Here is a 22,968-nt window from a genome sequence, read left to right as displayed (position 1 = left end):
GAATCCACGCCGTGCCTCCCGGGACCCACCGGCCCCGGGAGGCACGGCCCTCAGGCGGCCTCCACGGCCTCGCCCACGAACGTCCGCCACAGCTCGGCGTACCGCCCGTCCAGCGCGAGGAGTTCCTCGTGCGTGCCGTCCTCCGCGACCCGCCCGTGGTCCATCACGACCACGCGGTCGGCGCGGGCCGCCGTGGTGAGGCGGTGCGCGACGACCAGCGTGGTGCGCTTGCCCGCGATGCGGTCGGTGGCCTGGTTGACCTGCGCCTCCGTGGCGAGGTCGAGCGCGGCGGTGGCCTCGTCGAGGAGCAGGATGTCGGGGGCGACGAGCTCGGCGCGGGCCAGCGCGATCAGCTGCCGCTGCCCGGCGGAGAGGTTGCGGCCCCGCTCGGTGACCTCGTGGAGGTAGCCGCCGTCCAGGGTGGCGATCATGTCGTGCGCGCCGACCGCGCGGGCCGCGGCCTCGACCTGTGCGTCGGTGGCGTCGGGCCGGCCGTAGGCGATGGCGTCGCGGACCGTGCCCGCGAAGAGGTACGCCTCCTGCGGCACGACACCCAGGCGGTGGCGGTAGGACGTGAGGTCCAGGGAGCGCAGGTCCGTGCCGTCGACCGTGACGCGGCCGCCCGTGGGGTCGTAGAAGCGGGCGACGAGCTTGACGAGCGTCGACTTGCCCGCGCCGGTCTCGCCGACGAAGGCGACGGTCTGCCCGGCGGGGATCCGCAGGCGGATGCCGCTGAGCGCCTCCTCGGACGCGCCCTCGCCGGTGGCCTGGTACGCGAAGTCGACGTCCTCGAAGGCGATCTCGCCGCGCAGCGAGAGCACCTCCATCGGCTCGTCCGCGGCCTTGGTGGACGTCGGCTCCTGGAGCAGCTCCTGGATGCGGCCGAGCGAGACGGTGGCCTGCTGGTAGCCGTCGAAGACCTGGGAGAGCTGCTGCACGGGCGCGAAGAACAGGTCGATGTAGAGGAGGTAGGCGACGAGCGCGCCGGTGGTCAGCGTGCCCGCCTCGACCCGGCCCGCGCCCACGACCAGCACGGCGACGACGGCCACCGACGACAGGAGCTGCACGAACGGGAAGTACACCGAGATCAGCCACTGGCCGCGGATGCGGGCCTTGCGGTAGCTGTCGCTGTTCTCCGCGAACCGCTCGCCGCCCGCCCGCTCGCGCCGGAAGGCCTGCACGATGCGCAGCCCGGCGACGGACTCCTGGAGGTCGGCGTTGACCACGGACACGCGCTCACGCGCCAGTTCGTACGCCTTCACGCTGGACTTGCGGAAGAAGTACGTGCCGACGATCAGCAGCGGCAGCGTCGCGAAGACGACGAGCGCCAGCTGTACGTCGATGACGAGCAGGGCGACCATGATGCCGAAGAAGGTGACCACGGAGACGAAGGCGGTGACGAGCCCGGTCTGCAGGAACGTGGACAGGGCGTCCACGTCCGTGGTCATCCGGGTCATGATCCGCCCGGTCAGCTCGCGCTCGTAGTAGTCGAGCCCGAGGCGCTGGAGCTGCGAGAAGATCTTCAGCCGCAGCGAGTAGAGGACCCGCTCGCCGGTGCGGCCCGTCATCCGAGTCTCACCGGTCTGTGCCGCCCACTGGACGGCGACGGCGGCGAGCGCGAGCCCGGCCGCGGTCCAGACGGCGCCGAGCGCGAGTTGGCTGACGCCCTCGTCGATGCCGTGCCGGATCAGCACGGGGAGCAGCAGGCCCATGCCCGCGTCGACGGCGACGAGCAGCAGGCTCAGGAGCAGCGGAAGCCGGAATCCGGCGAGCAGCCTGCGCAGGCCGTACGACTCCTCGGGGGTGACCGCGCGGGCCTCGTCGATGCCGGGGGTGTCGGTCGCCGGGGGCAGCGCGTCGACCTGGGCGAGGAGTCCGGGCGTGGCCGGCATCCCGGAGAGCGCGGTGTCCTTGGGCTCGCGGTCGCCGGTCCACAGGGCGGGCGTGATGCCGCGCTCGGCGTCGAACTCGGCGTCGAGCTCGGCGCGTACGGAGGTGTCCTCGGGCCGGTCGGCGGGCAGCGCGTGGCCCGGCGAGACACCGCCGAGCTCGTCGGGGTCGGTGAGCAGGCGCCGGTAGAGGGCGGAGCGCTCCTCCAGCTCCTCGTGGGTGCCGAGGTCGGCGAGGCGTCCTTCGTCGAGGACGGCGATGCGGTCGGCGAGGCCGAGGGTGGAGCGGCGGTGGGCGATCAGGAGCGTGGTGCGCCCGGCCATCACGCCCCGCAGAGCCTCGTGGATCTCGTGCTCGACTCGGGCGTCCACGGCGGAGGTGGCGTCGTCGAGGACGAGGAGGCGGGGGTCGGTGAGGATGGCGCGGGCGAGCGCGATGCGCTGGCGCTGGCCGCCGGAGAGGGTCAGGCCCTGCTCGCCGACCTTGGTGTCGTAGCCGTCGGGCAGCTCGGATATGAACCGGTCGGCCTGCGCGGCGCGCGCGGCGGTCTCGATCTGCTCCTGGGTGGCCTGCGGGTGGCCGTAGGCGATGTTGGCGCCGACGGTCTCGGAGAAGAGGAAGGAGTCCTCGGGCACGAGCCCTATGGCGGACCGCAGGGAGGCGAGGCTCAGCTCGCGCACGTCGTGGCCGCCGATGAGGACGGCGCCGTGGCTCACGTCGTAGAAGCGGGGCATGAGCAGCGAGACCGTCGACTTGCCGCTGCCGGACGAGCCGACGACGGCGAGGGTCTCGCCGGGGCGGATCTCGAAGGAGAGCCCGTCGAGCACCGGCCGGTCCGCCTCGTACGCGAAGCCCACGTCGTCGAACTCGACGGTGGCGGGGGCGTCGGCGGGCAGTTCCTTGTGCCCGTCGGTCAGGCTCGGCTCGGTGTCGATGAGTTCGAGGACGCGCTCGACGCCGGCGCGGGCCTGCTGGCCCACGGTGAGGACCATGGCGAGCATCCGCACGGGACCGACGAGCTGCGCGAGGTAGGTGGAGAAGGCGACGAACGTGCCGAGCGTGATCTCGCCGCGCACGGCGAGCCAGCCGCCGAGGGCCAGCATGGCGACCTGGCCGAGCATGGGGACGGCCTGGAGGGCCGGGGTGTAGCGGGAGTTGAGGCGGATGGTGCGCAGCCGGCCCGCGAAGAGCCTGCGTCCGACCTCCCTGAGCTTGCCGGTCTCCTGCTCCTCCTGCCCGAAGCCCTTCACCACGCGTACGCCGCTGACGGCGCCGTCGACCACGCCCGCCACGGCGGCGGCCTGGGCCTGCGCGTACCAGGTGGCGGGGTGCAGCCGGGAGCGGGAGCGGCGGGCTATGTACCAGAGGGCGGGGGCGACGGCGAGGGCGACGAGGGTCAGCGGCAGCGAGAGCCACGCCATGATCACGAGGGAGATCACGAAGAGCAGGATGTTGCCGATGGTCATCGGCAGCATGAAGAGCAGGCCCTGGATCAGCTGGAGGTCGCTGGTGGCCCGGCCGACGACCTGGCCGGTGGACAGCTCGTCCTGCCGCCGTCCGTCGAGCTTCATGATCGTCCCGTACATCTCGGTCCGCAGGTCGTGCTGGACGTCGAGGGCGAGACGGCCGCCGTAATAGCGGCGGATGTAGGTGAGGACGTAGACCACGAGGGCCGCGCCGATGAGCGCGCCCGCCCAGGGGGCCATGGCGCGGGTGCCGCTCTGCCCGTCCTGGCCGATGACGTCGTCGATGATCACCTTGGTGATCAGGGGTACGAGGGCCATGACGGCCATGCCGCCGAGCGAGGACCCGAGCGCGAGCACGACGTCCTTCGGATACCGCCACGCATATCCGACGAGCCGTTTCGCCCACCCGGCCGTCGCCTGCCCGGACCCGCCCCGTTCCTCCGCCACCAGCTGCCTCCCGTCGACCTGACCTGCCGAGAGGCCCAACACGGCGGGATGCGGATTTCATCCCGCCGCAACAATCCCCGTCGCGGTGGAGCCCGCGACGGGGTGAGGCCCGTCAGCTGCCGGGGACGGCCACGAACGCCTCCCGCGGCGAATCCGTGGGAGCGTAGCGCCGGGCCGCGGGGGCCCGGGGCGTCAGATCCTTGTGGATGGCACGGGACACGCGCTGGATGGTGTCGACGCCGTAGTTCATGGTGCCGTTGCCGTGGGTGAGCACGGAGATCGTGTAGTCGTGGCCGCCGCCCTTGAAGGCGCCGATGCTGTGCACCCGCCAGCCGTGGGTCGCCCGCTGCAGCCAGCCGTTCTTCACGTGGATCGCGACGCCGGACGGCGCGCCGGCGGGGGTGCCCCAGCGCTGCGAGGGGACGACCTTGCCCATCAGCTTCAGGAGGTAGGTCCGGGACGCGTCGGTCAGGACGGCGTTCTTACCGGAAATCAGTGCGAGGAGCTTCTGCTCGTCGGTCGTGTTGATTCGAGTGAGTCCCCAGTAGCCGCCCGAGCCCGGCACCGTCCTGGTCATCTTCGCGGCCTTGAGGAAGCCGTTGATCTTTCCCGTGCCGAGCTGGCGCCAGAGCGTGCTGGTCGCCGCGTTGTCGGACTTGGTGATCATGGCGGTCGCGAGGTTCTTCTCGCGGGCCGACAGGCTCCGGCCGCTCTTCTGGGCGTCCCACAGGAGCGTCGCGAGGACGGTCGCCTTGACGACGCTGGCCGAGTCGAACCCGGTGGTGGCACGCAGGGTACAGGTGGTGTTGGTGGTGCGGTCGTGGAGACCGACCGCGACGGTGCCCTTGCGGTTCTTCAGCGCCGCCGTGATGTCCTTGGTGAGCTTGGCGGCCAGGCCGGCCTGCGCGGAGGTGCAGGTGACCTTCGGCGCGGTCGCGGCGACGGCGGGCGTGGCGACGGCGGCCGTACCGAGCGGCACCAGCACCCCGGCGGCGAGGCCCGCCGAGAGCACGCGGGCACGCCTGGATATCCCCGATACCGGGTGAGTCATGGAGGTTCCCCCTTGGATCCGTACACGGCCCTCGGGGCCTGTACAGGCGCGCCCCCCGGCGCACCCGCCCCACATGACTCACCGGCACCGGTGAAAGGTTGTATGAATTTGTACGACAATCTCGCCGGATCGGACCGGACGCGTCCCTGATCAGCCCAGGTGCGTCGGCGCGAACATCTTCAGGAGCGCGGGGAGCACCACCACGGACGGCCCCGGCTCGGCCAGCGCCTTCGCCAGGTCGTCCCGGAGGGTCTCCGGGCTCGTCCGCACGCCCGGCACCCCGAAGGACTCCGCGAGCTTGACGAAGTCCGGGCGGGCCAGCTCCGTGGCCGTCGCCTCGCCGAAGGCGTCGGACATGTACTCGCGCAGGATGCCGTAGCCGCCGTCGTCGACGATCAGCCAGGTCACCGGCAGGTTGTACTGCTTCGCCGTGGCCAGCTCGGCGATCGAGTACATCGCGCCGCCGTCGCCCGAGACCGCGAGGACCGGGTGCGAGGGGTCGGCGGCCGCCGCGCCGAGCGCCGCCGGGAAGCCGTAGCCGAGGCCGCCCGCGCCCTGGGCCGAGTGCATGGTGTTCGGGCGGCGCGCGTCGAAGGCCGACCACGCCCAGTAGGCGAGGATCGTCATGTCCCAGAAGGACGGCGACGTGTCCGGCAGGGCCTCGCGGACGGCCGCGAGCACCTGCTGCTCCAGGGCGAGGTCCTGCCCGTCGATCCGCTCACGGACCTTGGCCAGCAGCGCCGCGACCCGCTCGGGCGCCGAGGGGTCCTCCCGGGGCGCGTCGATGGTCTCCAGGAGGGCGGACAGCGCGAGCCGCGCGTCCGCGTGGATGCCGAGCGCGGGGTGGTTGGACTCCAGCTTGCCGGGGTCCGCCTCGATCTGGACGACCCGGCCGCGGGGCTCGAACGTGTGGTAATTCGACGAGAGCTCGCCGAGGCCCGAGCCGACCACCAGCAGGACGTCCGCGTCCTCCAGGAAGTCGGTGGTGTGCCGGTCCTCCAGCCACGACTGGAGCGAGAGCGGGTGCTCCCAGGGGAAGGCGCCCTTGCCGCCGAAGGTCGTGACGACCGGCGCGTTCAGCAGCTCGGCGAGCGCGCGCAGCTTGCCGGAGGCGTCGGACCGTACGACTCCGCCGCCCGCGATGATCGCGGGGCGCTCGGCGCGGGAGAGCAGGTCGGCGGCGACGGCGGTCAGCTCGGGGCGCGGCACGACGTCCTCGGGCGTCGCGTCCACCGCGGTGACCACCGGCAGCGTCGTACCGGCGAGGAGCACGTCCTGCGGGATCTCCACCCAGACCGGGCCGTGCGGCGCGGTGAGCGCCGACTCCCAGGCCGCGGCGATCGCGGAGGGGATCTGCGAGGCCGTACGGACCGTGTGCACGGACTTCACGATGTCGCGGAACGAGGCCTGCTGGTCGCGCAGTTCGTGCAGATAGCCGTGGCGGCCGCCGCCGAGCCCGGCCACCGGGACCTGGCTGCCGATCGCGAGGACCGGGGAGGACCCGGCCGCCGCCTCCTGGAGCGCGGCGAGCGAGGTCAGCGCGCCGGGCCCGGTGGACAGGAGCAGCGGGGCGACCTCGCCGGTGACGCGGCCGTACGCGTCGGCGGCGAAGCCCGTGTTGTTCTCGACGCGGAAGCCGACGTAGGCGAGCGAGGAGCGGCGCAGCGCGTCGAACATGCCGAGCGCGTGCTGTCCGGGCAGGCCGAAGACGGTGGTCGCGCCGAGTCCGGAGAGCGTCTCCATGACGAGGTCGCCGCCGTTGCGCCCCGGGGGCGGGTTCAGCGCGGCCTCGGTCTGGGCGGCGGTGGGCCGCAGGACGACGTCGTGGTCGTGGGTCACCGGGCGCTCCCCGCTTCGCGGGCCTCCGCGATCTGGCGGGACATGATCGTCGTCAGCTCGTACGCGGTGTGGGAGGCGGCGACGGCGGTGATCTCCGCGTGGTCGTAGGCGGGGGCGACCTCGACGACGTCGGCCGAGACGAGGTTGCAGGAGGCCAGGCCCCGCAGGATCTCCAGGAGCTCGCGGGAGGTCATGCCGCCCGCCTCGGGGGTGCCGGTGCCGGGCGCGTGGGCCGGGTCGAGGCAGTCGATGTCGATGGAGATGTACAGCGGGCGGTCGCCGATGCGCTGGCGCAGCTGGTCGGCGACCTCGTCGGCGCCGCGGCGGTAGATGTCCGCCGAGGTGACGATGCCGAAGCCCATCTTCTCGTCGTCGGTGAGGTCCTTCTTGCCGTACAGCGGACCGCGGGTGCCCACGTGGGAGAGCGCCTCGGTGTCGAGGATGCCCTCCTCGACGGCACGGCGGAACGGCGTGCCGTGGGTGTACTCGGCGCCGAAGTAGGTGTCCCAGGTGTCCAGGTGCGCGTCGAAGTGCAGCAGGGCGACCGGGCCGTGCTTCTTGGCGACCGAGCGCAGCAGCGGCAGGGCGATGGTGTGGTCGCCGCCGAGCGTCATCATGCGGGCGCCGGAGCCGAGCAGGTCGTCGGCGGCGGCCTCGATGGTCTCCACCGCCTCGTTGATGTTGAACGGGTTGGCGGCTATGTCGCCGGCGTCCGCGACCTGGGCGAGCGCGAACGGCGAGGCGTCCTGCGCGGGGTTGTAGGGGCGCAGCAGCCGGGAGGCCTCGCGGATGGCGTTGCCGCCGAAGCGGGCGCCGGGGCGGTAGGAGACGCCGGTGTCGAAGGGCACGCCGACCACGGCCACGTCCGTCCTGCCGCCGACCTCGTCCAGGCGCGGCAGGCGGGCGTACGTCGCCGGGCCCGCGTACCTCGGGATGCGGGAGGAGTCGACGGGGCCACGCGGGGTCGTCGGGGTCTCGGCGCTGCTCATGGTCGGTTTCCTCCTGTTGGTGCGGGTGCTGCGGTTCAAGTGTCGCGCGGCCCACCGACAGCGGGCCGCGCACGGGGCTAGACGGCCACGGGGGCCTCCGGCTCGGCCTCCTCGGCACCCCGCCCTGCCAGGCGCTCGCGCCAGGCGGCGAGCACGGCCGCGTCGGTGGGCTTCGTGGCGAGGGAGACGACGACGTAGACGGCCAGCGAGGTCAGCAGGCCGTAGTAGACGGGCTCGTTGGCGAGGATCCCGTACGCCCACATGAGTCCGACGACGGAGAGGCCGCCGGCGGCGACGGCCGCGAGCGCGCCGGCCGCGGTGCCCCTGCGCCACAGCAGGCCGCCGAGGATGGGCACGAGCAGCCCGCCGACGAGCAGGTTGTACGCGACGGTCAGCGCCTGGACGACGTCGTTGAGGGCGATGGCGATGACGATCACGCCGACGCCCATGACGAGGATGAAGGCGCGGTTGCCCTTGACCTCGTCGTGCGGCTCGTCGCCCGCGTCGGCCTTCACCGCGCCCCGCAGCCGCGACCAGATGTCGTTGTTGGCGACGGTGGCGCAGGCGATGAGCGCTCCGGAGGACGTGGACATCACGGCGGCGAGCGCGGCGGCGAGGACCAACCCTCGTACGCCCATCGGGAGTTCGTCCTTGACGATGGTCGCGAAGGCCGCGTCGGCGCTCGGCAGCTTGGGGTACATGACCTTGGCGGCGGTGCCGATGACGGCGCCCGCGATCGCGTAGACCAGGCAGTAGGTGCCGGCGACGGTGCCTCCGTAGCGGGCGACCTTGTCGCTGCGGGCGGTGAAGACGCGCTGCCAGATGTCCTGGCCGATGAGCATGCCGAACGTGTAGATCAGCACGTACGTGAAGATCGTCTCGCCGCCGATGCCCAGCGGGTCGAAGTACTCGGTGGGCAGCTTGGCCTTCATCTCGCTGAAGCCACCCGCCTTGACGACGGCGATGGGCAGCAGCAGGAGCAGCACGCCGATGGTCTTCACCACGAACTGCACCATGTCGGTGAGGGTGATGGACCACATGCCGCCGAGCGTGGAATACGCGACGACGATCGAGCCGCCCAGGATGATCGCCACGGTGCGGTTCAGGTCGAACAGGACGTCGAAGATCGTGGCGTAGGCGATGGTCGAGGTGACCGCGAGCATCAGCGTGTACGCCCACATGACCACTCCGGAGATGACGCCCGCGCGCCCTCCGTAGCGCAGGTCGAGCATCTCGGAGACGGTGTAGACCTTCAGACGCGCGATGCGGGCCGAGAAGAAGACGCTCAGCGCGAGGAGTCCGAGGCCGATGGTGAAGACCATCCAGGCACCGGAGAGGCCGTACTGGTAGCCGAGGCCCACGCCGCCGATGGTGGAGGCGCCGCCGAGCACGATGGCGGCCATCGTCCCGGAGTACATCCACGGCCCGAGGCGGCGCCCGGCGACCAGGAACTCACTCTTGGACTTGGCGCGGCGCATGCCCCACCAGCCCATGGCCAGCATCCCGGCGAGATAGACGACGATCACTGTGTAGTCGACGGCCATTGGGGGGCCTCCTTCGCGCACCTCGGTGGCGTGTCGTGCAGATGGGGGTGGGGACCGGCCCTGGGGACAACCGCCCGTACCCATGGCCTCTGGTCGGCACGACCTTAGGTGGCCGGAAAGCAACGCTGAAGTGTACGTTTCCTCCACTCTCCATGACCGAGATGGATGGAACATCCACCATGACCGATCCCACGGCCCCCGCCACGCCGCTCGCACCGCCCCCGGGGACCCCGACGGCCCCGCCCACCCCACCCGTCCCGCTCGCCGCGCTGCTCGCCCGCGAGGACCTGGGGCTGCGGCAGATCGCCGGCCCGGACGCGCGGACGGCGGGGACGGCCGTGCAGTGGGTGCACACCTCGGAGATGACGGACCCGTACCCGTACCTGCTGGGCGGCGAGCTGCTGCTCACCGCGGGCGTGCACATCACCGACCCGGCGGGCGCCCACCTGGACGACTACGTGGCCCGCATCGTCGCGGCGGGCGGCGCGGCCCTCGGCTTCGGCGTGGCGCCCGTGCACGACACGGTGCCGCGCGCCCTGGCCGAGGCCTGCGACCGCCACGGCCTGCCGCTCGTCGAGGTGCCGCCCCGCACCACGTTCAGCGGCGTCGCCCGCGCGGTGTGGCGGCTCATGGCCGAGGCCCGGCACGCCGAGCTGCGCCGGGTGACCGAGGCGCAGCAGGGCCTCGCGACGGCGGCGGCCCGGCCCGACCCGGTCCCCGCGGTGCTGCGCCAGCTGGCGGCGCGGCTCGGCGGGCTCGCGGCGCTGTACGGGCCCGACGGGGCGGAGCTTCAGGCGGCGGGGCGGACGCGGGAGACGGCGCGGGAGGCGCTGCGGGAGCTGACGGCGGTCGTGCGCCGCGGTACGCCTGCCGCGCCCGCCTCCGCCGCCGACACGGACCGGGAGACCCATCTGGCCGCCTACGCCCTCGGCGGCGGCCGGGGCTTCGCGCTGGGCGTCGCCACGGACCGGCGCGAGGCGGGCGACCACACCATCGCCGGGGCGGCGGTCGTGCTGCTCTCGCTGCTCACCGGGGAGCACCAGGGCGCCTCCGAGGCGGCGCGCTCGGCGGCTCTCGTGCGGCTGCTGCTCGGGGCGCCCGCGGCGGACGTCACCGCCCTCCTGGGGGGCGACCGGTGGACCGTGGCGCACGCGCGCGGGGAGCGCACCCCGCTGGCCGCGTCCGCGCTCGCGGCGGCACTCGGCAGCGGTCTGGTCGACCCGTACGGCGACGACGGCGTCGTACGCCTGCTCGTGCCCGCCGACCGCGAGGTCTCCGCGGCGGACGGCTGGACCCTGGGCGTCTCGGCCCCTGCGTCCCCCGGCGACCTCGCGGCGGCCGACGCGCAGGCGGCCCGCGCCCTGCGCCGCGCCGAGGCCACCCGCCAGCCCCTGGTGCGCCATCGCGCGAGCGGCCTCGCCTCCCTGGTCGCACCCGAGGAGGCCGACGCCCACGCGCGCGTACTGCTCGGCCCGCTCGCCGGCAGCGAACCGCTGACCCGGACCCTGCGCACCTGGCTCTCCCTGCACGGCAGTTGGGACCGCACGGCGGTGGCGCTCGGAGTACACCGCAACACGGTGCGCCAGCGGATCACCCGGTGCGCGACGCTCCTGGGGGCGGACCTGGACGACGCGGACGTACGCATGGAACTGTGGTTCGCACTGAGCCGAACCCCATGAGGGGGCCGGGCCTGTCAGGGGGCGGGCCCCATAAGGGGGCCGGGCCTGTCAGGGGGCCGGGCCCCGTAAGGGCCGCGGGGAACTGCGCGCCAAGCCAGGACGAGCCCGCAGCCAACAGCGCACCCCACCCGCCCAAGCCAGCGCACCGCAAACGCAGCGGCAGCGGACCCAGACCGTGCGACGACACGGACGCGGCCCCATCAGGGGCGCGAGGAACTGCGCGCCAAGCCCACACGAGCCCGCAGCCAAAAGCGCACCCCACCCGCCCAAGCCAGCGCAGCACAGCGGTACACGTCACAGGCCCAGGCTGTGGGACGCCCCGGCCCCGCGGCCCGAGCGACGGCACAATGGGGTGCATGCCGATACCCAGCCGTGCCGCGCTCGTCGACCACCTCGTACGCACTCGCATCGCGGGCGACGTCGCCACACCCCGCGAGAACAACCTCAGCCACTACAGGAAGCTCGCGAACGGCGACCGTCACTACTGGCTCGGCCTGGAGCTCGGCGACCGCTGGACGGACGAGCAGGACGTCCTCGCGGTGATGGCCGAGCGCTGCGGCGTGATCGACGACCCGCAGCACCGGCAGGGCCAGGACACCATCGACCCGGAGCTGACGGTCGACGCCCTGGAGCGGATGGCGGCCCGCCTGCGCAAGGCCGCCGCCGGCAAGGAGAGGGTCCTTTTCGCGACCGGCCACCCCGGAGGCCTCCTCGACGTGCACCGCGCGACGGCCGCCGCCCTGCGCGCGGCGGGCTGCGAGATCGTCGTGATCCCCGAGGGCCTGACCGCCGACGAGGGCATGGTCTTCCAGTTCGCGGACGTGGCGATGCTGGAGCGCGGCGCGACGCTGTGGCACACCCACTCCCCCGAGCCGATGAACGCGATCCTGGACGGCCTGGAGCGCGAGGGCCGCCCGCTGCCCGACCTGGTCGTCGCCGACCACGGCTGGGCGGGCCGCGCGGGCCAGCGCGGCGTGGACTCCCTCGGGTACGCGGACTGCAACGACCCGGCCCTGTTCATCGGCGAGGCCGAGGGCACCGTCCAGGTGACGGTGCCGCTCGACGACCATGTCACGAGCCCGCGCCACTACGACCCGATGACGGCCTACCTGCTGGACTCCGCGGGGCTCTCCGGGGACTCCTGAGCGGGCCCCGGCGTCGGGTCGAGGTAGACCCGCCTGACCGCCGGGAAGCGCTCCTGGAGGCGGTGCGCCATGCGGTCGCAGGCGCGCTCGATGTCGGCGGCCGTGGACATGTCCCGGAAGTCGACCTTCGCGGCGACCAGGGCCTCCTTGGGGCCCTGGAGCAGCGTGGTCAGCTCCAGGACGTCCACGACGTGCGGGTCGGCGAGGAGTTCGGCCCGCACCCCGGCCCGCATCTCCGGCGGCAGCGGACGCCCGATGAGCAGCTCGGAGTTGGCGTGGCCGAGGACCCAGGCGACGTACACGAGCAGCACGCCGATGCAGAGCGAGGCGACGCCGTCCCAGACACCGGACCCGGTGAGCTGCCCGCCGAGCAGCCCGCCCGCGGCCAGCAGCAGGCCCACCAGCGCCGCGGAGTCCTCCATGACGACGGCCTTCACGGCGGTGTCGGGGGTGTGGCGCAGATAGCGCTTGAGGTGCACCCCGAAGCGGTCCGCCTCGCCGCGCGCCTGCCGCAGGCCGGTGCGCAGCGAGTAGCCCTCCAGGAGGAAGGCGACGCCGAGCACGACGTACGAGACGAGCGGGTCGCCCGGCTCCTCGCCGTGGGTGAGGGTGTGGATGCCGTCGTACACGGCGAAGACGCCGCCGCCGACGAAGGTGGCGACCGAGGCGAGCAGCGCCCAGATGTAGCGGGCGCCTCCGTAGCCGAGCGGGTGCTCCTCGTCGGCGGGCTTGTCACCGGCCCGGAGGGAGACGAGGAGCATCAGCTCCGTGACGGTGTCGGCCACGGAGTGCGCGGCTTCGGAGAGCATGGCACTGGATCCGCTGATGACGCCGGCGACGGCCTTGGCCAGCGCGATCCCGAGGTTGGCGACGGCGGCGACGATGACGGTGAAGGTGCTCTCGCCGCCCGCCTCTGACGCTTGCTCACTCATGTATCGGACGGTATGTCCGATCCGCGGGGAGCGCGAACCCCGGGGCACGCCCCGGGCTCACCTCGGGACGCGCACCACGCCTTCCTGGATGACGGTGACCGCGAGCCGCCCGTCCTGCGTCCAGATCCGCGCCTGGCCGAGGCCGCGCCCGCCGGAGGCCGACGGCGACTCCTGGTCGTAGAGCAGCCATTCGTCGGCGCGGAAGGGCCGGTGGAACCACATCGCGTGGTCCAGGGAGGCGCCGACGACGTCGCCGACGGCCCAGCCGCCCCGGCCGTGCGCGAGCAGCACCGAGTCCAGGAGGGTCATGTCCGAGACGTACGTGGCGAGGCAGACGTGCAGCAGGGGGTCGTCCGCGAGCTTGCCGTTGGCGCGGAACCACACCTGGGAGCGCGGCTCGCGCGGCTGTCCGACGGTGCCCCACGGCGGTACGTCGGCGTAGCGCAGGTCGACGGCGGCGCGGGCCTCGACCAGCCGCTCGGCGACGTGCGCGGGCAGATGGCGGGGCAGCATCTCGGCGGCGGTGGGCAGTGTCTCCGGGTCGGGCGCGTCCGGCATGCCGGACTGGTGCTCCAGGCCCTCCTCGTACGTCTGGAAGGACGCGGAGAGGTGGAAGATCGGCTGCCCGTGCTGGACGGCGACGACGCGGCGCGTGGTGAAGGAGCGGCCGTCGCGTATCCGGTCGACCGTATACACGATGGGCGCGCCGGGGTCCCCGGGACGCAGGAAGTACGCGTGCAAGGAGTGGGCGGGCCTGTCCTCGGGGACGGTGCGTCCGGCGGCGACCAGGGCCTGCGCGGCGACCTGGCCTCCGAAGACGCGGGGCACGAGCGCCGAACGGCTCACGCCCCGGAAGATATCCTCCTCGATCTGCTCCAGGTCGAGCAGATCGAGGAGGGCTTCAAGTGCCTGGTTCATGGGGGAAGTTCTACACGCCGGTCTTTACAGGCCCATGTCCTTGGCGATGATCATCTTCATGACCTCGCTGGTGCCGCCGTAGATGCGGTTGACGCGGTTGTCCGCGTACAGGCGGGCGATGGGGTACTCGTTCATGAAGCCGTAGCCGCCGTGCAGCTGGAGGCACTTGTCGATGACGCGGTGGGCGACCTCGGTGTTGAACAGCTTCGCGGAGGCGGCCTCGGCGGCGGTCAGCTCGCCCGCGTCCAGGGCCTCCAGGGCACGGTCGGCGACGGCCTCGGCGGCGTCCACCTCGGCCTGGCAGGCGGCCAGCTCGAACTTGGTGTTCTGGAAGGAGGCGACCGTCTTGCCGAAGACCGTGCGGTCCTGGACGTACTCCTTGGCGAACCGGACGGCGGCCTTGGCCTGCGCGTACGCGCCGTAGGCGATGCCCCAGCGCTCGGAGGGGAGGTTGCTGCCGAGGTAGTAGAAGCCCTTGTTCTCCTCGCCGAGGAGGTCCTCGACGGGCACCTTGACGTCGACGAACGCCAGCTCGGCGGTGTCGGACGTCTTCAGGCCCAGCTTGTCGAGCTTGCGGCCGATGGAGTAGCCCTCGGACTTGGTGTCGACGGCGAAGAGGGAGATGCCGAAGCGGCGGTCCTCGGCGGTCGGCGCGGAGGTGCGGGCGCAGACGATCACGCGGTCGGCGTGCACACCGCCGGTGATGAAGGTCTTGGAGCCGTTGAGGACGTAGTGGGTGCCGTCCTCGGAGAGCTTGGCCGTGCTCTTCATGCCCGCGAGGTCGGAGCCGGTGCCCGGCTCGGTCATCGCGAGGGCCCACATCTCCTCGGCGGAGACGAACTTCTCCAGGTAGCGCTTCTTCTGCTCGTCGGTGGCGAGCGCCTTGATGTAGGGCAGGGCGAGCAGCACGTGCACGCCGGAGCCGCCGAAGGTGACGCCCGCGCGGGCGGTCTCCTCGTACTGGATGGCCTCGAACTTGTGCGTGTCCAGGCCGGCGCCGCCGAACTCCTCGGGGACGTTGATGCCGAAGAGGCCGAGCTCGGCGAGCTTGTAGTAGAACTCGCGCGGCACGATGCCCTGCTGGAACCACTCGTCGTAGTGGGGGACGACCTCGGCCTCGATGAAGGCGCGCAGGGTCTCCCGGAACGCCTCGTGGTCCTCATTGAAAACGGTACGGCGCACGGAGAACTCCCTCTGCCCACGACGACTAAGCGCTTGCTCAGTCAGCAGGTTACCCGGGAGTCACCAGAGCGTCCAGAGATGCGCGTCACTCGCCGGAGCCCGGCAGGCCCCTCCAGGGCGCCCCGGTCACTCCCCCACGGCCGAGGCGAACGCCCCGCGCGCCAGGCGGTGCAGCAGCCCGGCCATGCCGGCCCGACTGGGCAGCGCGTCGCGGCGGCTCAGGTGCGGCGTGGAGTTCAGCAGCCCGAAGACCGCGTGCACGGACACCCGCGCGGCGTTCTCGGCGAGGTCCGGGTAGACCTTGCGCACGACGTCGACCCAGATCTCCACGTACTGCCGCTGGAGCTGGCGGACCAGCTTGCGGTCGCTGTCCCGCAGGCGGTCCAGCTCACGGTCGTGCAGGGTGATCAGGGAGCGGTCGTCGAGGGCGAAGTCGATGTGCCCCTCGATGAGCGCGTCCAGGACCCGCTCCGGCGGGCCGTCCGCGTCGGCCACGCACCGCTTGCCGCCCGTCAGGAGCTGGCCGCTGATGCCGACGAGCAACTCGGCGAGCATCGCGTCCTTGCCCGCGAAGTGGCGGTAGAGCCCCGGACCGCTGATGCCGACGGCGGCCCCTATCTCGTCCACGCCGACCCCGTGGAAGCCCCGCTCGGCGAAGAGCCGGGCGGCCTCCTTGAGGATCTGCTCACGGCGGGTGGGGGCGTCGGTTCTCGTGGCCATGGAATTGATTCTAGACAGGCCGGTTAGCGCTCGTTAACCTGAAGGAAACGCGTTAACGGTCATTAACCCATCTTCATCCCTACGACGGCTTGATCGGGCGGACCGCGCACGATCGAGTGGACCGAGCAAGGGGGCTCGACGGATGCAGCAGGCACCAGTCCTCGCGAGCGCGGCAGATCCCGCGTCCGAGGCATGGCGGGCGAACGAGGCGGCGCACACCGCCCTCGCCGAGGAGTTGCGGGCCAAGCTCGCGGCGGCCAGGCTCGGCGGCGGCGAGCGGGCGCGGGCCCGCCACGTGGCGCGCGGCAAGCTGCTGCCCCGGGACCGCGTGGACACCCTCCTCGACCCCGGCTCGCCCTTCCTGGAGCTGGCCCCCCTCGCGGCCCACGGGCTCTACGGCGGGGACGCCCCGGCGGCCGGCGTCATCGCGGGCATCGGCCGGGTCTCGGGCCGCGAGTGCGTGATCGTCGCCAACGACGCCACCGTCAAGGGCGGCACGTACTACCCGATGACGGTGAAGAAGCACCTGCGCGCCCAGGAGGTGGCCCTGGAGAACCGCCTCCCGTGCCTCTACCTGGTCGACTCGGGCGGCGCCTTCCTGCCCATGCAGGACGACGTCTTTCCCGACCGCGAGCACTTCGGGCGGATCTTCTACAACCAGGCCCGGATGTCCGGCGCGGGCATCCCGCAGATCGCCGCCGTCCTCGGCTCCTGCACCGCCGGCGGGGCGTACGTCCCCGCGATGAGCGACGAGGCGGTGATCGTGCGCAATCAGGGCACGATCTTCCTCGGCGGCCCGCCCCTGGTGAAGGCCGCGACCGGCGAGGTCGTCACCGCCGAGGAGCTGGGCGGCGGCGAGGTCCACTCGCGCGTCTCCGGAGTGACCGACCACCTCGCCGAGGACGACGCCCACGCCCTGCGCATCGTGCGCACGATCGTCTCGACGCTCCCCGAGCGCGGCGCGCTGCCCTGGGCCGTGCGCCCGGTGGAGGAGCCGAAGGTCGACCCCCTGGGTCTGTACGGCGCGGTGCCGACGGACTCCCGCACCCCCTACGACGTCCGCGAGGTCATCGCGCGCGTGGTCGACGGCTCCCGCTTCGCCGAGTTCAAGGCGGAGTTCGGCACGACGCTGGTCACCGGCTTCGCCCACATCCACGGCCACCCGGTCGGGATCGTCGCGAACAACGGCATCCTGTTCGCCGAATCCGCCCAGAAGGGCGCCCACTTCATCGAGCTGTGCGACCAGCGCGGCATCCCCCTGGTCTTCCTCCAGAACATCTCCGGCTTCATGGTCGGCAGGGACTACGAGGCGGGCGGCATCGCCAAGCACGGCGCGAAGATGGTGACGGCCGTGGCCTGCGCCCGCGTGCCGAAGCTGACGGTCGTCGTCGGCGGTTCGTACGGCGCGGGCAACTACTCGATGTGCGGCCGGGCCTACAGCCCCCGCTTCCTGTGGATGTGGCCGAACGCCAAGATCTCCGTGATGGGCGGCGAGCAGGCCGCGTCCGTCCTCGCCACGGTCAAGCGCGACCAGTTGGAGGCGCGCGGCGAGGAGTGGGCCGCCGAGGACGAGGAGTCCTTCAAGGACCCCATCCGCGCGCAGTACGACGAACAGGGCAACGCCTACTACGCCACGGCCCGGCTCTGGGACGACGGCGTGATCGACCCGCTGGAGACCCGGCAGGTCCTCGGCCTGGCCCTGACCGCGTGCGCGGGCGCCCCGCTGGGCGAGCCCGGCTACGGCGTCTTCCGGATGTGAGGGGCGGACGATGAGCGACTTCCAGCAAGGAACCACCCCGGGGAGAGGGACCATGTTCGACACGGTGCTCGTCGCCAACCGGGGCGAGATCGCGGTCCGCGTCATCCGTACGCTGCGCGCGCTCGGCGTGCGCTCGGTCGCCGTCTTCAGCGACGCGGACGCGGACGCCCGGCACGTGCGCGAGGCCGACACGGCGGTGCGCATCGGCCCGCCGCCGGCCACCGAGAGCTATCTGTCCGTGGAGAGCCTCCTGGCGGCCGCCGCCGCGACCGGCGCCCAGGCGGTCCACCCGGGCTACGGCTTCCTCGCGGAGAACGCCGACTTCGCGCAGGCGTGCGCCGACGCCGGGCTCGTCTTCATCGGCCCGCCCGCCGAGGCCATCGCCCTCATGGGCGACAAGATCCGTGCCAAGGAGACGGTGAAGGCGGCCGGCGTCCCGGTCGTCCCCGGCTCCTCCGGCAGCGGCCTGAGCGACGCCCAACTGGCCGACGCGGCACGCGAGATCGGCACCCCGGTGCTGCTCAAGCCGAGCGCGGGCGGCGGCGGCAAGGGCATGCGCCTGGTGCGGGACGAGGCCCTGCTCGCCGACGAGATCGCGGCGGCCCGGCGCGAGGCCCGCGCCTCCTTCGGCGACGACACCCTGCTCGTGGAGCGGTGGATCGACCGCCCCCGGCACATCGAGATCCAGGTCCTCGCGGACGGCCATGGCAACGTCATCCACCTCGGCGAGCGCGAGTGCTCCCTCCAGCGCCGCCACCAGAAGATCATCGAGGAGGCGCCCAGCGTCCTCCTCGACGAGGCCACGCGCGCGGCGATGGGCGAGGCCGCAGTCCAGGCGGCCCGCTCCTGCGGGTACGCGGGCGCGGGCACGGTGGAGTTCATCGTGCCGGGCAGCGACCCCTCGTCGTACTACTTCATGGAGATGAACACCCGCCTCCAGGTGGAGCACCCGGTCACGGAGCTGGTCACCGGGCTCGACCTGGTGGAGTGGCAGCTGCGGGTCGCCGCGGGCGAGCCGCTGCCGTTCGCGCAGGACGACATCACCCTCACCGGACACGCGGTGGAGGCCCGGATCTGTGCCGAGGACCCCGCGCGCGGGTTCCTGCCCTCGGGCGGCACGGTGCTCGCCCTGCGCGAGCCGCAGGGCGACGGCGTGCGCACCGACTCCGGCCTGAGCGAGGGCACGGAGGTCGGCAGTCTCTACGACCCCATGCTGTCGAAGGTCATCGCGTACGGCCCCGACCGCGCCACCGCCCTGCGCAAGCTGCGCGCCGCCCTCGCGGAGACGGTCACGCTGGGCGTGCCGACGAACGCGGGCTTCCTGCGCAGGCTGCTTGCCCACCCGGCGGTGGTGGCGGGCGAGCTGGACACCGGCCTGGTGGAGCGCGAGGCGGACGCCCTCGTCCCGGACGGCGTGCCCGACGAGGTGTACGAGGCGGCGGCCGCGGTCCGCGACGCCGCGCTGCGGCCTTCGGGCGACGGCTGGCGCGACCCCTTCTCCGTACCGAGCGGCTGGCGGCTCGGGGGCACCCCGGCGCCCGTCACGCACTGGCTCCGCCCGGCGGGCCACGACCCCGTCGCCCACCAGCTGCGCGGCGGTGTACGGGCCGTGGGCCCCGACCGCGTCTCGGTGAGCGTCGACGGCGTGCTGCACACCTTCCACCGCGCCGGCGACTGGCTCGGCCGCGAGGGCGACGCCTGGCACGTCCAGGACCACGACCCGGTGGCGGCCTCCCTGACCGGCGCCGCGCACGCCGGGGCGGACGCGCTCACCGCCCCCATGCCCGGCACCGTCACCGTCGTGAAGGTCTCCCCCGGCGACCGCGTGAGCGCGGGCCAGAGCCTGCTCGTGGTCGAGGCGATGAAGATGGAGCACGTCATCTCCGCCCCGCACGCCGGCACCGTCACCGAGCTCGACGTCACCCCGGGCTCCACCGTCGCCATGGACCAGGTGCTCGCCGTGGTCGAGCCCGACGAGACGCCCGGGGCCGACGAGGCCGACTCCAAGGAGGCGTCATGACCGCCGCCGGACTCCCCATGGCCGTCCCCGCCCAGGCACTGCCGCCCCGCGTCCGCATCCACGAGGTCGGCGCCCGCGACGGCCTGCAGAACGAGAAGCAGGTCGTGCCCACCGAGATCAAGGCGGAGTTCGTCCACCGCCTGGCCGACGCGGGCCTGACCACCGTCGAGGCGACCAGCTTCGTGCACCCCAAGTGGGTGCCCCAACTGGCCGACGCCGAGCAGCTGTTCCCGCTCCTCGGCGACCTCCAGGGCATCCACCTGCCGGTCCTCGTGCCGAACGACCGGGGGCTGGACCGCGCCCTCGCGCTCGGCGCGCACCGCGTCGCGGTCTTCGCCAGCGCCACCGAGTCCTTCGCCAGGGCCAACCTCAACCGCACGGTGGACGAGGCCCTCGCGATGTTCGCCCCGGTGGTCTCCCGCGCGCGGGAGCAGCGGCTGCACGTCCGCGGCTATCTCTCGATGTGCTTCGGCGACCCCTGGGAGGGCCCGGTGCCCGTCGCCCAGGTCGTCCGCGTCTGCCGCGCCCTGCTCGACATGGGCTGCGACGAGCTGAGCCTCGGCGACACCATCGGCGTGGCCACTCCGGGCCATGTCCAGGCGCTGCTCGCCGCGCTGAACGAGGAGGGCGTGCCGACCGACCGCGTCGGCGTCCACTTCCACGACACGTACGGCCAGGCGCTCGCCAACACCCTCGCCGCCCTCCAGCACGGCGTGACGACGGTGGACGCCTCGGCGGGCGGCCTCGGCGGCTGCCCGTACGCGAAGAGCGCCACCGGAAACCTCGCCACCGAAGACCTCGTGTGGATGCTGCACGGCCTCGGCATCGACACCGGGGTCGACCTCGGCCGCCTCGCCGCCACCAGCGCGTGGATGGCCCAGCAGTTGGGCCGACCCAGCCCGTCCCGCACCGTCCGTGCCCTCACGGCCGACTCCCACGAAGAGCAGGCCGACTCCCACCAGGAGCAGTGAAGATCGATGGACCACCGTCTGAGCCCCGAGCACGAGGAACTGCGCCGCACGGTCGAGGCGTTCGCGCACGACGTCGTCGCCCCGAAGATCGGCGACTTCTACGAGCGCCACGAGTTCCCCTACGAGATCGTCCGCGAGATGGGCCGCATGGGCCTGTTCGGCCTGCCCTTCCCCGAGGAGTACGGCGGCATGGGCGGTGACTACTTCGCGCTCGGCATCGCCCTGGAGGAGCTCGCCCGCGTCGACTCGTCCGTGGCGATCACCCTGGAGGCGGGCGTCTCGCTCGGCGCGATGCCGATCCACCTCTTCGGCACCGACGAGCAGAAGCGCGAGTGGCTGCCGAAGCTGTGCGCGGGCGAGGCCCTCGGCGCCTTCGGCCTGACCGAGCCGGACGGCGGTTCGGACGCGGGCGGCACGCGCACGACGGCGGTGCGCGACGGCGACGACTGGGTGATCAACGGCTCCAAGTGCTTCATCACCAACTCCGGTACGGACATCACGGGCCTGGTCACGGTCACCGCCGTCACCGGCCGCAAGGACGACGGCCGCCCGCTGATCTCCTCGATCATCGTGCCGTCGGGGACGCCGGGCTTCACGGTCGCGGCGCCGTACTCGAAGGTGGGGTGGAACGCCTCGGACACCCGTGAGCTGTCCTTCTCCGACGTCCGCGTCCCCGCGGCGAACCTGCTGGGCCAGGAAGGCCGGGGGTACGCCCAGTTCCTGCGCATCCTCGACGAGGGCCGGATCGCGATCTCCGCGCTGGCCACCGGGCTCGCGCAGGGCTGTGTGGACGAGTCCGTGAAGTACGCGCACGAGCGGCACGCGTTCGGCCGCCCGATCGGCGCGAACCAGGCCATACAGTTCAAGATCGCCGACATGGAGATGCGGGCGCACATGGCGCGCGTCGGCTGGTACGACGCGGCCTCGCGCATGGTCGCGGGCGAGCCGTTCAAGAAGCAGGCGGCGATCGCCAAGCTCTACTCCTCGACGGTCGCCGTGGACAACGCCCGCGAGGCCACCCAGATCCACGGCGGATACGGCTTCATGAACGAGTACCCCGTGGCCAGGATGTGGCGGGACTCCAAGATCCTGGAGATCGGCGAGGGCACGAGCGAGGTGCAGCGCATGCTGATCGCCCGGGAGCTGGGCTTCGCGGCGAGCTGAGGCACGCGCCCCGCGGCGCGGCCGGAGCCGGTGCGCGCACACCGCGGCCGGAGCCGGGGCGCATACGCCGCATCGTGACCCATGTGACGTCCGGGGCCACTGGAATCCAGAGGAGCTTAGGCTAACCTAAGCTCTAATTCCGGCCAGTGGCCCCGCCACCGCACCGTCACGAAAGCAGAGACCCACATGTCCCAGTCCCGTCTGACCACGCCGTCCCGCCGCGGCATCCTCGCCGCCGGCGGCGCCCTCGGCCTCACCGCCGTCCTGGCGGCCTGCGGCAGCGAGAAGAAGGACGGCGCCGGCAAGACCGGGGGCGACACGGGCAAGACCGGACCCTGGAGCTTCAAGGACGACCGCGGCGAGACCGCCAAGAAGGACGCGACGCCCAAGAACATCGTCGCGTTCACCGGCGTCGCCGCCGCCCTGTACGACTACGGCATCGAGTGCAAGGGCGTCTTCGGCCCGACGAAGACCAAGGACGGCAAGGCCGACGTCCAGGCCGGCGACATGGACATCAGCAAGCTGACGATCATCGGCAACGAATGGGGTCAGTTCAAGATCGAGAAGTACGCGGCCCTCGCCCCGGACGTGCTGATCTCCACGATGTTCGACGACAAGGGCACCCTCTGGTACGTCCCGGAGGAGAGCAAGGACAAGATCCTCGGCCTCGCCCCGAGCGTCGGCATCAGCGTCTACGACCGCCAGCTCACGCACCCGCTCCAGCGCATCCAGGCGCTCGCCGAGTCGCTGGGCGCGGACATGAAGTCCGACAAGGTCGTCAAGGCGAAGAAGCGCTTCGAGGAGGCCTCGGAGCGGCTGCGCAAGGTCGCCAAGGCGCACAAGGACATCAAGGTCCTCGTCGGCTCCGCGAGCCAGGAGCTGTTCTACGTCTCCGGCTCGAACCTCTCCGTGGACCTGGAGTACTTCAAGGCCCTCGGCGTGAACATCATCGAGCCGCCGGAGTCGGCCAAGAAGGAGTCCGGCGGCTGGTTCGAGAACCTCAGCTGGGAGAACGTCGACAAGTACGACGCGGACCTCATCATGATGGACAACCGCACCTCGGCGATCCAGCCGGCCGACCTCGACAAGCCGACCTGGAAGAAGCTGCCCGCGGTCAAGGCCGGACAGGTCATCCCGCGCGTCGCCGAGCCGATCTTCTCGTACGCCAAGTGCGCGCCGGTCCTGGAGGACCTGGCCGACGCGATCGAGAAGGCGAAGAAGGTCGCCTGACCTCACCGCACCCCTCGGCACC

General features: G+C 72.4%; 16 protein-coding genes. 7 read left to right on the top strand and 9 right to left on the bottom strand.

The features are described 5' to 3' along the window. Window positions 1-50 precede the first annotated feature (50 nt). From AB0L89_RS00630 to AB0L89_RS00610, 5 genes are all read right to left on the bottom strand, one after another. The gene (locus AB0L89_RS00630; protein ID WP_365132032.1) at window positions 51-3,803 is read right to left on the bottom strand and encodes an ABC transporter ATP-binding protein; all 3,753 of its coding nucleotides are present in this window, start codon (window positions 3,801-3,803) and stop codon (window positions 51-53) included. Window positions 3,804-3,915: 112 nt separating this feature from the next. Then, a complete protein-coding gene (locus AB0L89_RS00625; RefSeq protein ID WP_365132029.1) occupies window positions 3,916-4,854 on the bottom strand; it encodes a serine hydrolase in 939 nt (312 codons plus the stop codon). Window positions 4,855-5,004: 150 nt separating this feature from the next. Continuing rightward, a complete protein-coding gene (locus AB0L89_RS00620; protein ID WP_365132026.1) occupies window positions 5,005-6,693 on the bottom strand; it encodes a thiamine pyrophosphate-binding protein in 1,689 nt (562 codons plus the stop codon). Continuing rightward, the gene (gene speB / locus AB0L89_RS00615) at window positions 6,690-7,682 is read right to left on the bottom strand and encodes an agmatinase (protein ID WP_365132023.1); all 993 of its coding nucleotides are present in this window, start codon (window positions 7,680-7,682) and stop codon (window positions 6,690-6,692) included. Before speB ends, AB0L89_RS00620 begins: the two co-directional genes overlap by 4 nt. Window positions 7,683-7,759: 77 nt before the next feature. Then, window positions 7,760-9,226, bottom strand: coding sequence for a sodium:solute symporter (locus tag AB0L89_RS00610; RefSeq protein ID WP_365132020.1), 1,467 nt, complete (start codon window positions 9,224-9,226; stop codon window positions 7,760-7,762). Between the two features lie 179 nt (window positions 9,227-9,405). Here AB0L89_RS00610 and AB0L89_RS00605 point away from each other — a divergent pair, with 179 nt between their 5' ends. After that, window positions 9,406-10,905 (top strand): PucR family transcriptional regulator, encoded by a 1,500-nt coding sequence (locus AB0L89_RS00605; protein ID WP_365132017.1) that lies wholly within the window; start codon window positions 9,406-9,408, stop codon window positions 10,903-10,905. Between the two features lie 356 nt (window positions 10,906-11,261). After that, window positions 11,262-12,050 (top strand): phosphatase, encoded by a 789-nt coding sequence (locus tag AB0L89_RS00600; protein WP_365132014.1) that lies wholly within the window; start codon window positions 11,262-11,264, stop codon window positions 12,048-12,050. On the opposite strand, the gene AB0L89_RS00595 is transcribed toward AB0L89_RS00600, so the two are convergent. The 4 genes from AB0L89_RS00595 to AB0L89_RS00580 all read right to left on the bottom strand — a co-directional run bounded on the left by AB0L89_RS00595 (window position 12,011) and on the right by AB0L89_RS00580 (window position 15,802). Beyond that, complete coding sequence (locus AB0L89_RS00595) at window positions 12,011-12,982, bottom strand: cation diffusion facilitator family transporter (RefSeq protein ID WP_365132011.1); 972 nt, start codon at window positions 12,980-12,982, stop codon at window positions 12,011-12,013. The genes AB0L89_RS00600 and AB0L89_RS00595 overlap by 40 nt on opposite strands. A 57-nt stretch (window positions 12,983-13,039) precedes the next feature. After that, window positions 13,040-13,900 carry an acyl-CoA thioesterase II gene (gene tesB, locus AB0L89_RS00590; protein WP_365132008.1) on the bottom strand — a complete coding sequence of 287 codons (861 nt, stop codon included), beginning with the start codon at window positions 13,898-13,900 and terminating at the stop codon, window positions 13,040-13,042. Between the two features lie 24 nt (window positions 13,901-13,924). Continuing rightward, complete coding sequence (locus AB0L89_RS00585; RefSeq protein WP_365132005.1) at window positions 13,925-15,082, bottom strand: acyl-CoA dehydrogenase family protein; 1,158 nt, start codon at window positions 15,080-15,082, stop codon at window positions 13,925-13,927. A 126-nt stretch (window positions 15,083-15,208) separates the two neighbouring features. Further along, a complete protein-coding gene (locus AB0L89_RS00580; protein WP_365132002.1) occupies window positions 15,209-15,802 on the bottom strand; it encodes a TetR/AcrR family transcriptional regulator in 594 nt (197 codons plus the stop codon). 142 nt (window positions 15,803-15,944) lie between these two features. Here AB0L89_RS00580 and AB0L89_RS00575 point away from each other — a divergent pair, with 142 nt between their 5' ends. From AB0L89_RS00575 to AB0L89_RS00555, 5 genes are all read left to right on the top strand, one after another. Continuing rightward, the gene (locus tag AB0L89_RS00575) at window positions 15,945-17,561 is read left to right on the top strand and encodes a carboxyl transferase domain-containing protein (RefSeq protein WP_365131999.1); all 1,617 of its coding nucleotides are present in this window, start codon (window positions 15,945-15,947) and stop codon (window positions 17,559-17,561) included. 52 nt (window positions 17,562-17,613) lie between these two features. Beyond that, window positions 17,614-19,581, top strand: coding sequence for an acetyl/propionyl/methylcrotonyl-CoA carboxylase subunit alpha (locus tag AB0L89_RS00570; RefSeq protein WP_365131996.1), 1,968 nt, complete (start codon window positions 17,614-17,616; stop codon window positions 19,579-19,581). Beyond that, the gene (locus AB0L89_RS00565) at window positions 19,578-20,552 is read left to right on the top strand and encodes a hydroxymethylglutaryl-CoA lyase (protein WP_365131993.1); all 975 of its coding nucleotides are present in this window, start codon (window positions 19,578-19,580) and stop codon (window positions 20,550-20,552) included. Before AB0L89_RS00570 ends, AB0L89_RS00565 begins: the two co-directional genes overlap by 4 nt. A 6-nt stretch (window positions 20,553-20,558) precedes the next feature. After that, window positions 20,559-21,716, top strand: coding sequence for an acyl-CoA dehydrogenase family protein (locus AB0L89_RS00560; protein ID WP_365131990.1), 1,158 nt, complete (start codon window positions 20,559-20,561; stop codon window positions 21,714-21,716). 186 nt (window positions 21,717-21,902) lie between these two features. Then, entirely contained in the window at window positions 21,903-22,946 is a 1,044-nt protein-coding gene (locus AB0L89_RS00555; protein ID WP_365131987.1) for an ABC transporter substrate-binding protein, read from the top strand. The last annotated feature ends 22 nt before the right edge of the window (window positions 22,947-22,968 follow it).

Source organism: Streptomyces sp. NPDC052114 (genome assembly GCF_040680155.1).
Taxonomy (GTDB): domain Bacteria; phylum Actinomycetota; class Actinomycetes; order Streptomycetales; family Streptomycetaceae; genus Streptomyces.
Note: the sequence above shows the minus strand (reverse complement) of the source record. Positions and strands in the feature narration are given on the sequence as shown.